Origin of the sequence: Paracoccus sp. MC1862, assembly GCF_016617715.1 — a bacterium.
In the GTDB taxonomy this organism is placed as follows: Bacteria; Pseudomonadota; Alphaproteobacteria; order Rhodobacterales; family Rhodobacteraceae; genus Paracoccus.
The window spans coordinates 1,079,649-1,092,466 of record NZ_CP067225.1 but is presented as its reverse complement, the minus strand read 5'-3'; the positions used below and the strand labels follow the sequence as shown (position 1 = coordinate 1,092,466).

Genomic DNA, 12,818 nt, shown 5'->3' with positions numbered 1-12,818 from the left:
CATAAATTATGCGTTACAGTCACCTGCTTGGGAGGTGATGCATCATGGCGATCAAGGCACGGGGCAGCCGAGGCAAGCTGTCGCTCTACAAGCGGGTGCCTGCGCGTTACGGGGCGATCGCGCCTTGCAAGTTCGTCTGGGTGGCTCTGCATACTGACAGTCCCCGTCTGGCGGAGCGGAAGGCGGACGCCGTCTGGTCCGAGATGATCGAGGCGTGGGAGGCAAAGCTTGCCGGTGACGCCACCGATGCGGAGCAGCGTTTCCAGGCTGCGCGTAACCTCGCGATCGCACGGGGCACGGGGGTTCCGGTTCCTGCCGGTGAACAAGGTAGTGCAGGTGCCTCTATGGACCTGTCCCGGTTCTGTTCCGGTCAGGTGCTCATGTCAGGCAGCCCTTTGTTCGAGGGCCACGGGTAATTTCCAGTCCAGTGCCGAGTGTTTGCGGCGCGGGTTGTGAGAGGCCGTTGATGCATTCCAAGAGGGCGATTTCGACCTCGCGCCGGGTGGGCCAGTCGCGGCGCCAGACCAGTTCAGCCTTCAGCGATTTGAAGAAGCTCCCGAGGGCCGAGTTGTCATAACCATTGCCCTTGCCGCTCATTGATGGCTTCATCTCGCGCCTGCGCAGGATCTTCTGGCAATCATGGGCACAGTGTTTGCGACCCGCGGTCCGTGTGGTGGACGCATCCTGGCGGGGGCCTGCGCAGGGCAATGGCCATGTTCAGCGCCCGCAGGGCCAGATCCTGCTTCAGCCGTCGCCAAGGCGACCTGATCGCCCTGCCGACCCCGCGTCGCGAGAAAAGGTCAAGGATGGCCGCCAGATAGACCCAACCCTCACGCGTCCAGACATGAGGCGGATGTCGCCGGCCCATTTCTGGTTCGGCCCCCTCGCGGTGAAGTCCTGGCTCGCAGCAGGTGCGGCGCGATGTTGAAGGCCTGATCGCTGTCGGTGGTGCGCTTGAACGCCGCTCGCTGCGAACGACCCGGATGCCGTTCTGGCGCAGTGAGGAGGGTCAGAAAACAGTCCGGGGGACTGTTTTCCGACGAACGCGCCCGACACGACACTGGCCAACACCGAGACCCAGCTCGTTCAGTTCCTCGGTCATGCGAGGCCGACCGTAGCGGCCCAGATTTGACCGGTGCTGATCGCGGATATGTGCCAGGAGCACCATGTCGGGCCCTCGGCGATATGGCGGCGGCCGGCGCTTCCACGCCCGAAGCCCGCGATCTCTCCCCCCCATCAGCTGGCACAGGCGCCTGCGCGTCAGCTGCCGCGATAGTCAGCCATGAACTCAATCGTCGGGAAACAGTCCCCCGGACTGTTTCCTGATCCGGCTCAAATCCCGCAGGATGCGGTTCCCTTTGCGCAGACGCTCATTCTCGCGCGAGCCGGACCGGCGTCCTGTTCAGGAGCCCCGGCCTCCTCGGCGACAGCCCGAACCCATTTGCCCAAGGGCGAAAGCCCGATCCTCAGATCAGACGCAACCTGACCCCGGGTCCCGGGTCAGAGCGCTGGTCAGCGCGATGCGCACCGCATCCCGCTTGAACTCCTCGCTGCGTGTCGCTGCCATATCCAGTCTCCTTCCTGGTGAGCATCGCTCTCAGAAGACCGGAACAGAACCGGGAAAGGTCCAGGCATCTGCCAGGGAATGCCGGAGCGGAGCACGAAAATGATGCCAGCCAAGGCGAGCCGATCATCGCATCGCCGGCGGTCGCCTCGAGTCTTGGACGGCTCGGATGGTAGCAGCGGCGCACTAGCCGCCCAGAAGTCGTTGGAGACAAGGAGCTTGCTCCTATCCCCTCAACGCACGACAGGAAATTTTGCTAGGTGCTGTTAGCGCGCACAAGATCTTGTCAAAAAATCGGTAAATGGCTCACGCTCAAGTTCTCACTTGGTAAGTTTTACAGCTTAGGGGGAACTCTCAGTGAGCAAGAGCCGGTCGCGGCGGCGCAGTGAACGCTGGGATACAAAATTATCGAGCGTGATATAACCGTGCGATATACGTCTCAGCACAAGTTCTGATTTTCAATCTGTCACAAAGATGATCAGACTGCACCGGATCGCGAGTTGGAGGACGGCTCCGATCGATTGGGAGGGTCAAGATGAATAAATTTACTGGCGCAGCGTCGAGGGCTGCCGTCATTGCGGCACTGGCTCCGGTCGGTGCCTTTGCCCAGGACAAGCCTGCCGATCTGAACATCGGCATCACTACCTATAGTTCGGGTGCGGCATCGGTCTTTGGCGTCCCTGCGCGTCATGCGGCGGAGATGCTCGCCGAGCAGCTCAACGCCGGGGGCGGCATCGATGGCGTCCCCATCAAGCTGCATTTCATAGACGAGGGTGCCGGGCTCGAGACGCTGCTGACCGAATACCGCAGGCTGGTCGAGGACGAAGGGATGGACGTGATGTTCGCCTCGATCTCGTCGGGCGTCTGCAACAAGATCGCGCCGCTCGCCGAGGATCTAGAGGTCATCAACTTCATGTGGGACTGCGGGACGCAGCGCATCCTTGAAGATGACGATTACGAATATGTCTTCCGCACCCAGGCCAACGCCACCCCCGAGGTCCTGGCGCCACTGGCCTACTTGCTGAAGGAACATCCCGACTTCAAGACCTTGGCTGTCGTCAATCAGGACTATGCCTGGGGCCGGGACAGCTGGGAGCTTTTCCAGGCCGCACTGAAGACGCAACGCCCGGATGTCGAGGTCGTGGCCGAGCTTTTCCCAGCCTTCGGGGCTGCCGACTTCTCGGCCGAAGTTTCTCGCCTTCAGGCGCTGAAGCCTGACGTGATCCTGTCCACCTCCTGGGGCGGGGATCTTGACACCTTTGTGCGCCAGGCGGGCCAGCGCGGGCTGTTCGACCAGTCGCTGTTCGTCCTTCCGCTGGCAGAGTCGTCGCTGCAGCGCCTTGGGGACTCGCTTCCCGAGGGTGCGATCGTAGGCGCTCGCGGTGACCACTATTTCCAGCATCCCGAACGGCGTGATGATCCCGAGTTCCAGAAGTTCAACGAGGACTTCAAGGCACGGACGGGCGAATATCCAATCTATTCCGTCTATCACATGGTGCAGGCCTTCGCAGCGCTTGAGGCTGTCTATGCCAAGGCGATTGCCGCCAATGGCGGCGCTTGGCCAGACAAGGAGCAGATCGCCGAAGCCATGACCGGGCTTGAGTTCCAGGGCTTCGGACGGCCCCTCACCATCCGCGAGGACGGGCAGGCGATCGAGGCGCAACTCGTGGGCGTGACGGGCATCAGCGAAGAGTTTCCGTTCAAGACCATCAAGAACATCGAGATCTATGACGCCGAGCCGCTTATGGCACCGGTCGGCGAAGAATCGGTGGACTGGATTTCCAGCTTCGAGCCTGGCCGGCTCGACATCTCGGGAACGCGCTTCGAGAACTGAGAACGACATCGGGGCCCTCCGCAGCCATAATCGGCGGAGGGCAACCACGTGATCGAGACACACCCATCTGCGCCGGGCCTGTTCCTGCACGCAGCTTACCGGGATAACCGCCAATGACCATGAACATTGCTGCCCTGGCGCTACTGGACGGCCTTGCCTACGCGTCACTGCTTTTTCTCGTAGCGGTTGGTCTGACGCTCATCTTCGGGGTGCTTGGCATCCTCAACGTCGCCCACGGCAGTCTCTATGCCATCGGCGCCTATGCCACGGCGACCCTGGGACAATGGCTTGTCGCGCAGGGCTTCAATCCGTGGCTGACCTTCCCGGCGATGATCGTTGCCGCAGTTGCTGTGGGGGTCCTGCTGGGCGGGCTGATCGAGCGATTGCTGCTGCGGAGGATCTATTCGAAGGATCCGGTCCTGCAGTTACTTGTGACCTTTGCGGTCTTCATGATCCTTGAAAACCTTCAGCGCATGATTTGGGGCGTCCAACCCTACTTCATGGCGACTCCGCTGACGCTGCTGGGCAACGTCCAGATACTTGGGATCAACTATACCGCCTATCAGGTGCTGTTCCTGCCAGCCGCCGCGATCGTTGTCCTGTTCACGCTGCGCTACTTCCTGCGGCACACCAACATGGGCGCCCAGATCCTTGCCGTCACCGAGGATCGCGAGGCCGCGACCGCCATCGGCATCAACGCAAGCAGGGTCTATTTCATGACCTTCGTGATCGGCGCCTGCTTTGCGGCGCTTGGCGGCGCGCTCGCGACGCCCACGACATCACTGGTGACTGGCATGGGGGCAAACATGATCGTGCTGTCCTTCGCCGTGGCGGCCACAGCCGGGCTGGGCCAGATCGAAGGCGCGGCCATCTCGGCCCTGATCATCGGGATCGCGCGGTCCTTCGCCGTCTATCTCAGCCCCGAGATCGAGGTGATCATGCCCTATCTCATCATGGTGCTGGTCCTTCTGGTGCGCCCCAACGGCTTGTTCGGCAAAGAGACCGTGAGGAAGATCTGATGAAAAAGGGTCTCATCGCCTTCGCGGCGCTGCTGGTTCTGCTGGCGCTGTTGCCGTTCGTGGCGTCGAATATGGTCGTCTTCGCGACGATGGTTCTGGCCAAGGGACTGGCCGTGCTGGGCATCCTGGTGCTGCTGCGGGCCGATCAGGTCTCGTTCGGCCACGCGATGTTCTTCGCCGCCGGCGCCTACACGGCCGCCTTCCTGACGGCGGCCTGGCGCGACATCGACCTGATCCTTCTGCTGGTCGCCACCCTGGCGGTCACCGGGATTGCGGGGCTGCTGATCGGCATCTTCGTGACACGCTATCGCGGCATCTTCTTCGGGATGATCAACCTGGCGTTCTCGATGGTGCTCTATTCGATCCTCGAAAAGGCCTTCCACATCACCGGCGGCTCTGACGGATTGAGGATTCGGCGCCCGACCCTGCTGGGGTTCGAGTTCAGCCGCAGCGAGTTCGACTTGGTGATGTTCTACGCGGCCCTTGCCATCGCCGCGATCTGCTGCGTGCTGGTCGGGCGCTACCTGCTGTCGCCGCTCGGACAGGCGCTGCGCGCCGTCAAGACCAACGAGACCCGGGTCGAATATCTCGGCCTGTCGGCGAAATCCGTTCTTCTGACCGGCTATGTGATCTCGGCCATGCTCTGCGGGTTGGGCGGCGTGCTCATGGGGCTGGTGCAGGGACTGGCCTCGCCAGAACATGCGTTCTGGTCCCGCTCGGCCGAACTTGTCTTCATCGCCGTGCTGGGCGGGCAGGGCCATATCGCCGGGGCGTTCGCGGGAACGCTGGTCTTCGAATGGGTCCGCACCTCGGCCGCCGCGCTGCTGGACGACAGCTGGCAACTCATTCTCGGTGTCACGTTGATTGCCATCATCCTCTGGGCGCCGGGCGGGCTGGTCCAGTTGTGGTATCGCCTTGCGGGCCGGCGGGCGACATCGGACCGGGTCGGATCGGAAAGCGAGGTGGGCAAATGAACCATCACAGCCAGGGGCAGCCGCTGCTGCAGGCCGAGGGGCTGAAGCTTCGCTTCGGCGGGATCATCGCCGCGGATGGCATCGACCTGTCGCTGTTCGCGGGCGAACACCTTGCCATCATCGGCCCGAACGGCGCGGGCAAGACGACCTTCCTGAACATCTGCACCGGCTACCTCAAGCCGGATGCAGGCAAGGTCTCGGTCAGCGGGCAGGAGATCACCGGCAGGCCCCCGCGCCGGATCACCCGGATGGGCGTGGCTCGCGCCTTCCAGATCCCGCAGCTGTTCACGGAACAGACGGTGCTGGAAAACATGCTGCTGGCGGGTTCGATCCGCGAGCGGCGCTGGAACCTTCTGCGCCGCCTCGACTGCATACCCGAGCGGGTGGAAATGGAGCATCTGCTCGACCTCGTGGGCTGCGCGGATGTCCGGGACCGGCTGGCCTCGGAACTGCCCGAAGGCAAGCGCAAGCTCGTGGACATCGCGCTGGCCCTGGCCCTGAAGCCCAAGGTCCTGCTGATGGACGAGCCGACCTCGGGCGTCGCCTCGGCCGACAAGTTCGGCGTAATGGAAACGCTGATGAACGCGCTTCGCGAGGCGCAGGTCAGTTCGGTCTTCGTCGAACACGACATGGAGATGGTGAAGCTCTACGCCACCCGCGTCGCCGTCTGGGCACAGGGCGTCATCCAGATGACCGGAGAACCCGAGATCGTGCTGAACGATCCCGACGTGATCCGCAACGTGATCGGAAGCTGAACATGCTGTCGCTGTCCAAGGTCGATGCCTCGATCAACAACATCCCGATCCTGCGCGACATCTCCTTCACGGTCGATGCGGCGGAAACCGTTGCGCTGGTCGGGCGCAACGGTGCGGGCAAGACGACGCTTCTGCGCACCATCATGGGCTTCACGACCTGCCACGGCGAGATGCGCTTCGACGGGGCGGATCTGCGCGCGGTCGATCCGCATCTGCGCCCCGGCCTCGGGATCGGTTACGCGCCCGAGGATCGCAGGCTCTTTTCCCGCTTCACCATCACCGAGAACATCCTGCTTCCGGCGCAGGTGGCGAAGCTGGGCGAGGCGGAAACCGCCAGCCGGCTGGACCGCGTGTATCACGTCCTGCCCGAGTTGCGCGACCTCGGCCCGCGCCCTGCCGGGTCGGTGTCGGGCGGGCAGGGGAAGATGGTCGCGCTGGGCCGCGCCCTGATGCTGTCCAAACGCCTGCTGCTGCTGGACGAGCCGTTCCAGGGCCTCGCCCCGGTCTTGGCGCAGCGCTACGCCGAGGCGCTGGGCCGGTTGCGCGAGATGGACCCGACGCTGGCCATCGTCATCACCGAATCCAATCCCGAGCTGCTGCGCAGCTTCGCCTCTCGCACGATCACCGTCGAACGCGGGCAGATCGACAGCGACGTTCCGAACGAAAGGACGACCTGACATGACCGTACCCTATCGGCGCGCCGACGAGGTTGCCCCCGCCAAGGGCTTTTTCATCAACAACGAATGGCGCCCGGTCGCCGGCGGCCGGACCATCCCGGTGGTCGCCCCCGCCGAGGGCGTGGTGTTTGCCGAAATCTCGGCCGGCGGGGCCGACGAGATCAATCAGGCTGTCGCTGCTGCCCGCCATGCCTTTGAGCGCGGGGAATGGTCGAAGCTGTCCGCGACCGAACGTGGTCGCCTTCTCACCCGGCTGGGCCAGTTGATCCTCGACAATGCCGAGGATCTGGCCGCACTCGAGGCCCGCGACTGCGGCAAGCCGATGAAGACCGCCCGCGCGGACATCGAGGCGGCCGCGCGGTATTTCGAATATTACGGCGGCGCCGCCGACAAGGTGCATGGCGAACAGATCCCCTTCATGCGCGGCTATTACGTCACCGGCGAGCGCGAGCCGCTGGGCGTCACAGGCCACATCATCCCGTGGAACTACCCCGCGCAGATGATCGGCCGGACGCTGGGACCCGCGCTGGCGATGGGCAACGCCACGGTGCTGAAGCCCGCCGAGGACGCCTGCCTGACGCCCTTGCGGATCGCCGGGCTTTCGGTCGAGGCGGGCTTCCCGCCGGGCGCGATCAACGTGGTGCCGGGCCTCGGGCACGAGGCTGGTTCGGCCCTGTCCGAGCATCCGGGCATCGACTTCATCGCCTTCACCGGCTCTCCGCGCGTCGGCGTCATGATCCAGACGGCGGCGGCCAAGAACCACGTCGGCTGCGTGCTGGAGCTTGGCGGCAAGTCGCCGCAGATCGTGTTCGAGGATGCTGACCTTGACGCCGCCCTGCCGGTGATCGTGGGCGCGATCATCCAGAACGCCGGGCAGACCTGCTCGGCCGGGGCGCGGGTGCTGGTGCAAAGGTCGATCTGGGACAAGTTGATGCCGATGGTCGCGGAACGTTTCGCGGGCCTGCGGGCCGGGCTTCCGACCGACGATCCCGACCTCGGCCCGATCATCAGCGCAAGGCAGCAGGAATCGGTTCAGGGCTTCATCGACCGGGCAAAGGCCGAGGGTGTTCCCGTGATCGCCGAGGGCGCCCGCCACGACGGCGCTCCTGCCGACGGCTTCTATGTCCCCCCGGCGGTTTTCGGCCCGGTGCCGCGCGATAACAGCCTGGCCTTGGACGAGGTGTTCGGCCCGGTGCTGGCCGCGATCCCCTTCGACGACGAAGAAGACGCCATCGAACTGGCGAACGGAACCGATTACGGCCTGATCGCCGGCGTCTGGACCCGCGACACCGCCCGCGCCTTCCGCGTCTCGCGCAAGGTCCGGGCCGGGCAGGTCTACATCAACGCCTATGGCGCGGGCGGCGGGATCGAGCTGCCCTTCGGCGGCACGCGCAAATCCGGCCACGGCCGCGAAAAGGGCTTCGAGGCGTTGTATGAGTTCTCGGCGCTCAAGACCCTGGTCATCAAGCACGATTGAGGAGGAAGGCAATGGCTGAGCAAGCAGGACGGCTGGACGGCAAGGTCGCGATCGTCACCGGCGCGGGCGGTGGCTTCGGCGAAGGCATCGCCAAGCTCTTCGCGGACGAGGGCGCGCGCGTGGGCGTGCTGGACCTGCGCGGCGATGCGGCCGGGAAGGTGGCCGCCGGGATTGGCGAGAACGCGGTGGCGCTGACCGCCGACGTCACCTCGCGCGAGCAGATGGAAAAGGCGGTGCAGACCGTCGTGGACCGTTTCGGCGCCCCGGACATCTTTGTGAACAACGCCGGCTGGACGCATCGCAACAAGCCGATGCTGGACGTAACCGAGGAAGAGTTCGACCGCGTCTACGCAATCAACGTCAAGTCGATCTTCATCATGTCCGGCATTATCGTGCCGATGATGCGGCAGAAGGGCGGCGGGTCCATCGTCAACATCGGCTCGGTGGCGGGCATTCGTCCGCGGCCTGGCCTGACCTGGTACAACTCGACCAAGGGGGCGGTGAACATCCTGTCGCAGTCCATGGCGGTCGAACTCGCGCCCGACAAGATCCGCGTCAACGCCATCTGTCCGGTGATGGGCGAGACAGGGCTGCTGGAATCCTTCATGGGCGTGCCGGACACCCCCGAGAACCGGGCGAAATTCGTGGCCACCATCCCGATGGGGCGCATGTCGCGGCCCGAGGACATCGCGCGGGCTACGCTCTATCTCGCCTCGGACGATGCCGAGTTCATCACCGGCGTCCTGCTGCCGGTGGATGGCGGCCGCACGGTCTGAACGAAGGCGGGTCCGCCCCGGCGGGGCGGACCCGGTCATGTCCTTGGGAGAGACGCCATGAAGACCCGCGCAGCCGTCCTGAAATCCTCTCCGGCCTCGGCGCCCTATGCCGAAAGCCGCCCGCTCGTGATCGAGACGGTCGAGCTCGACCCGCCCGGCCCCGAAGAGGTGCTGGTCAGGATCGAGGCCGCGGGGCTCTGTCATTCCGACCTCTCGGTCATCAACGGCAATCGCCCGCGGCCGCTGCCCATGGTCCTGGGGCACGAGGCGGCCGGAACGGTGGTCGAGGTCGGATCGGCCATCCGCGACCTGAAGGAAGGCGACCGCGTGGTCATGACCTTCCAGCCCACTTGCGGCAGCTGCCTGCCCTGCGCCGAGGGCCGGGCCGCGCTGTGCATCCCGGGGGCCGAGGCGAACGGCAAGGGCGTCCTGATGTCCGGCGAGATCCGCCTGCATGACCCCGAGGATCACCACGATATCCACCACCACTGCGGCGTCTCGGCCTATGCTGACCACGCGGTGATCTCGCGCCATTCGCTGGTCAGGGTGGATGCGGACGACATCCCGTTCGAGGAACTGGCGCTGTTCGGATGCGCCGTGCAGACGGGCGTCGGCGCGGTGCTGAACACCTGCCGCGTCCAGCCGGGACAGAGCGTCGCCATCATCGGGCTGGGCGGCGTCGGCATGGCCGCGCTGCTTGGCGCGGTCGCGGCCGGCGCGACGGATATCATTGCCATCGACCTGGCCAAGGACAAGCTGACCTTTGCGCGAGAACTGGGCGCGACGCGATGCTACAACGCAGGCGAGGAGGGGCTGGTCGAGCGGATCCGGGCAGAGACAGGCGGCGGCGTCGATCACGCCGTCGAGCTTGCCGGCGCGGTGCCGGCCTTCCAGCTTGCCTATGCGATCACCCGCCGTGGAGGGCAGACAGTGACAGCCGGCCTCGCGCCCCCCAGCGCCGAATTCCGGCTGCCCGCCGTCAATCTGGTGGCGGACGAGCGGACGGTGAAGGGCAGCTACATGGGCTCATGCGTTCCGCAACGCGATATTCCGCGCTTCATCCGCATGTATCGTGCGGGCATCCTACCGGTTGACAAGCTGCTGACCGGCAAGCTGCGGCTGGACGAGATCAATGAGGGCTTCGACAAGCTGGACCGCGGCGAAGCAATCCGGCAGGTCGTGGTCTTCGACCACAGCTGACCATGGCACGACATATGGGCCAGCCGTCATATGAGCGGCTGGCCTTGTGGTTCAGGCAGGTATCCGCCACTGTCGCGGACCCATCACGTGGATGGAGTTGCCTTTCGTATCCACCGCTACCGTCACTGGCATATCCCTGACGACGAACTCGTGGATGGCCTCCATCCCCAAGTCCTCGAATGCCAGAACCCGCGCCGCGCGGATTGCCTGCGAAACCAGATAGGCCGCTCCGCCGACGGCGATGAGATAGGCGGCGCCGTTGCGGGCGATCGCCTTGACTGTCTCCGGGCCGCGTTCGGCCTTGCCGATCACCAGCGACACGCCCAGCCGGTCGAAAATCATGTCGCTGTAACGATCCATGCGGGTCGAGGTCGTGGGGCCTGCGGGGCCGACGACCTCGTCCCCAACCGGATCGACCGGGCCGACGTAGTAGATTGCACGGTCCCGCACTTCGACTGGCAGCGGCTTGCCCGCGGCCAGCATCTGCTCGATCCGCCGGTGCGCCGCGTCGCGGGCAGTGAGCAGATGGCCCGACAGCAGCAGCACCTCGCCTGGCTTCCAGGTGGCGATCTCAGCGCGGCTTAGATCATCGAGGCTCACCCGGCGGGCGTCCTTCCATGCGTCTCTCACATCAAGATTCGGCCAGTCCGAAAGGTCGGGGGGCGTGAGGCGTGCAGGCCCGTTTCCCTCCAACACGAAGTGGACATGGCGCGTCGCTGCGCAGTTGGGGATCAGCGCCACAGGCAGCGACGCGGCATGAGTCGGGTAGCTGCGAACTTTCACATCCAGCACGGTGGTGATCCCGCCCAAGCCCTGCGCCCCGATGCCGAGCGCATTGACACGGTCCATGATCTCCAGCCGCAGTTCCTCTTCAGCGGTCGCGGGGCCGCGCAGGCGCAAGTCCGTGGCGTCAATCGGCTCATTCAGGACCTGCTTGGCCATAACCATCGCCTTGTCCACGCTGCCCCCGATGCCGATGCCAAGAATGCCGGGCGGGCACCAGCCGGCGCCCATGGCCTCGACCGTCCTGACCACCCAGTCCGCAACCGAGGCCGAAGGGTTCAGCACGGCGAACTTCGTCTTGTTCTCGGACCCGCCGCCCTTGGCCGAGACGTCGAACTCGACCCTGTCTCCGCTTACCATCTCGACGTGCAGCATGGCCGGGGCATTGTCGCGAGTGTTCATGCGGCGTCCGAACGGGTCCGCTATCACCGAGGCACGCAACGGGTTCGCATCATTGCGCCAGGCGATCCGCACCGCGTCGTCGACGATCTCTTGCAGGGGACGGCGCCAGTCCAGCCGGGCTTTCGCTCCGACCCGGGCGGTCACATTTGCGACCCCGGTGTCCTGACAGATCGGCCGGTGGCCGATCGCGCTCATGCGCGAGTTCACGAGAATCTGAGCGATGGCGTTTTTTGCCGAGGCGCTTTTCTCGGCTGCCCAAGCGGCCGACATCGCGCGGATGAAGTCGGGCGGGTGATAGTATGAAATGAACTGCAGCCCGTCGGCGACGCTTTCGATCACGTCCGCTTCAGTTATGGCCGGCATCATGGTCCCCCAATACACTGGCGTCGCGTTCTCGGGGCGAGCCGTCTTCCTGCGAGATCCGCGCCCCGATCCATTGGCCGCTGCGGGCAAGGTCCATGAGGGTCTCGCGGGTGAGATCTTGAACCGCGGCAGCTGCCTTGGTCATCTGCCTCCGGCCAGAGCGGGCAAGGTGGATGCTGCGCGTCAGGCGGGGATTCTCGATCATCCAGCTTCGCAGCCGGCCTTCGCGGACCTCGGCGCCGATCGCGTTTTCTGGCAGGATCGAATAACCGAAGCCTTCGCCCACAAGAGATTTGATGTTTCCATAGGAATCCACGTCGATGACCGTGTTCATCCCGGTCCCGGCGGCCTCGCCGGTGCGCGTCAGCAGGTCGCGCAACCCGTGCCCTTGGGCGGGCAGGATCAGGGGCATCCGGGCGATGGTGCCGAAGGACAGCGCCGTGCCGGAGGGCGGCATGTCTTCGTCCCGCAGACCCTCGGCGGGGCCGAAGAACAGCAGGTCCTCGTCCAGCAGCCGCTGGGTCGAGATGCCGTGCTTGTCGGCCTGCCCATACAGCACAGCAAGCTCGATCCGTTCGTCGCGCAGCCATTCAAGGACGAAGCCGCTCATTGCCTCGGCGATCCGCAGCCTGATCCGGGGATAGCGGGTCAGGGCGGCGGTGATCAGGGGCACGGCGACGATCTGGCCGATCGTGCCCGGCAGGCCCAGGCGCACCTCTCCCGACGGGTCGTTGTCATGGCCCCGGATCTCCTCTTCGGCGACGGTCAGCTGGTCGAGGATGATGCGGGCATGGCGCATCAGAATCGTGCCCGCCTCGGTCGGCTCGACCCCGCGCGGGACGCGGATCAGCAGCGGCGTGCCCATGTCGGCTTCCATGTTGCGGACGTGCAGTGACAGGGCGGGCTGGGCGACATGCAGGAAATTCGCCGCGCGCGAGAAGGACCCGTGTTCGACGATGGCCACGAAGTAGCGCAGCTGGCGGATGTCGAGCAT

At 65.1% G+C, this 12,818-nt stretch carries 11 protein-coding genes and 2 pseudogenes; 9 read left to right on the top strand and 4 right to left on the bottom strand.

The features are described 5' to 3' along the window. Nucleotides 1-44 precede the first annotated feature (44 nt). Nucleotides 45-416: a hypothetical protein gene (locus JGR78_RS05485; protein ID WP_182806224.1), complete on the top strand. Its 372-nt coding sequence runs from the start codon at nucleotides 45-47 to the stop codon at nucleotides 414-416. On the opposite strand, the pseudogene JGR78_RS05480 reads toward JGR78_RS05485, so the two are convergent. Continuing rightward, nucleotides 384-1,567: pseudogene (locus JGR78_RS05480) on the bottom strand (IS3 family transposase). The gene JGR78_RS05485 and the pseudogene JGR78_RS05480 sit on opposite strands and share 33 nt — an antisense overlap. Continuing rightward, nucleotides 1,513-1,761 (bottom strand): annotated as a pseudogene (locus JGR78_RS18395) (transposase); the annotation flags it as partial. The pseudogenes JGR78_RS05480 and JGR78_RS18395, both read right to left, overlap by 55 nt. Before the next feature lie 338 nt (nucleotides 1,762-2,099). Here JGR78_RS18395 and JGR78_RS05470 point away from each other — a divergent pair. The 8 genes from JGR78_RS05470 (at nucleotide 2,100) to JGR78_RS05435 (ending at nucleotide 10,276) form a co-directional block, all read left to right on the top strand. Next, nucleotides 2,100-3,398, top strand: a complete 1,299-nt coding sequence (locus JGR78_RS05470) for an ABC transporter substrate-binding protein (protein ID WP_182805968.1) — start codon at nucleotides 2,100-2,102, stop codon at nucleotides 3,396-3,398. 119 nt (nucleotides 3,399-3,517) lie between these two features. Beyond that, nucleotides 3,518-4,417, top strand: coding sequence for a branched-chain amino acid ABC transporter permease (locus JGR78_RS05465; protein ID WP_234450870.1), 900 nt, complete (start codon nucleotides 3,518-3,520; stop codon nucleotides 4,415-4,417). Then, nucleotides 4,417-5,391 (top strand): branched-chain amino acid ABC transporter permease, encoded by a 975-nt coding sequence (locus JGR78_RS05460; protein ID WP_182793601.1) that lies wholly within the window; start codon nucleotides 4,417-4,419, stop codon nucleotides 5,389-5,391. The genes JGR78_RS05465 and JGR78_RS05460 overlap by 1 nt, the downstream gene beginning before the upstream one ends. Then, entirely contained in the window at nucleotides 5,388-6,146 is a 759-nt protein-coding gene (locus JGR78_RS05455; protein WP_182793602.1) for an ABC transporter ATP-binding protein, read from the top strand. Before JGR78_RS05460 ends, JGR78_RS05455 begins: the two co-directional genes overlap by 4 nt. A 2-nt stretch (nucleotides 6,147-6,148) precedes the next feature. Beyond that, complete coding sequence (locus JGR78_RS05450) at nucleotides 6,149-6,823, top strand: ABC transporter ATP-binding protein (protein WP_182793603.1); 675 nt, start codon at nucleotides 6,149-6,151, stop codon at nucleotides 6,821-6,823. 1 nt (nucleotide 6,824) lies between these two features. Beyond that, a complete protein-coding gene (locus JGR78_RS05445) occupies nucleotides 6,825-8,300 on the top strand; it encodes an aldehyde dehydrogenase family protein (protein WP_182793604.1) in 1,476 nt (491 codons plus the stop codon). Nucleotides 8,301-8,311: 11 nt separating this feature from the next. Beyond that, nucleotides 8,312-9,076, top strand: a complete 765-nt coding sequence (locus JGR78_RS05440) for an SDR family oxidoreductase (protein ID WP_182793605.1) — start codon at nucleotides 8,312-8,314, stop codon at nucleotides 9,074-9,076. A gap of 57 nt (nucleotides 9,077-9,133) precedes the next feature. Beyond that, entirely contained in the window at nucleotides 9,134-10,276 is a 1,143-nt protein-coding gene (locus JGR78_RS05435; RefSeq protein ID WP_182805966.1) for a zinc-dependent alcohol dehydrogenase family protein, read from the top strand. A 51-nt stretch (nucleotides 10,277-10,327) separates the two neighbouring features. Here JGR78_RS05435 and JGR78_RS05430 read toward each other — a convergent pair whose 3' ends face one another. Further along, nucleotides 10,328-11,824: a fumarate hydratase gene (locus tag JGR78_RS05430; protein WP_200559502.1), complete on the bottom strand. Its 1,497-nt coding sequence runs from the start codon at nucleotides 11,822-11,824 to the stop codon at nucleotides 10,328-10,330. Then, nucleotides 11,808-12,818, bottom strand: coding sequence for a LysR substrate-binding domain-containing protein (locus JGR78_RS05425; protein WP_182793607.1), 1,011 nt, complete (start codon nucleotides 12,816-12,818; stop codon nucleotides 11,808-11,810). The genes JGR78_RS05430 and JGR78_RS05425 overlap by 17 nt, the downstream gene beginning before the upstream one ends.

Coding starts and splice junctions, on each gene's coding strand:
- JGR78_RS05485 (WP_182806224.1), top strand. CDS start 45: ATGGCGATCAAGGCACGGGGCAGCCGAGGCAAGCTGTCGCTCTACAAG.
- JGR78_RS05470 (WP_182805968.1), top strand. CDS start 2,100: ATGAATAAATTTACTGGCGCAGCGTCGAGGGCTGCCGTCATTGCGGCA.
- JGR78_RS05465 (WP_234450870.1), top strand. CDS start 3,518: ATGAACATTGCTGCCCTGGCGCTACTGGACGGCCTTGCCTACGCGTCA.
- JGR78_RS05460 (WP_182793601.1), top strand. CDS start 4,417: ATGAAAAAGGGTCTCATCGCCTTCGCGGCGCTGCTGGTTCTGCTGGCG.
- JGR78_RS05455 (WP_182793602.1), top strand. CDS start 5,388: ATGAACCATCACAGCCAGGGGCAGCCGCTGCTGCAGGCCGAGGGGCTG.
- JGR78_RS05450 (WP_182793603.1), top strand. CDS start 6,149: ATGCTGTCGCTGTCCAAGGTCGATGCCTCGATCAACAACATCCCGATC.
- JGR78_RS05445 (WP_182793604.1), top strand. CDS start 6,825: ATGACCGTACCCTATCGGCGCGCCGACGAGGTTGCCCCCGCCAAGGGC.
- JGR78_RS05440 (WP_182793605.1), top strand. CDS start 8,312: ATGGCTGAGCAAGCAGGACGGCTGGACGGCAAGGTCGCGATCGTCACC.
- JGR78_RS05435 (WP_182805966.1), top strand. CDS start 9,134: ATGAAGACCCGCGCAGCCGTCCTGAAATCCTCTCCGGCCTCGGCGCCC.
- JGR78_RS05430 (WP_200559502.1), bottom strand. CDS start 11,824: ATGCCGGCCATAACTGAAGCGGACGTGATCGAAAGCGTCGCCGACGGG.
- JGR78_RS05425 (WP_182793607.1), bottom strand. CDS start 12,818: ATGCTCGACATCCGCCAGCTGCGCTACTTCGTGGCCATCGTCGAACAC.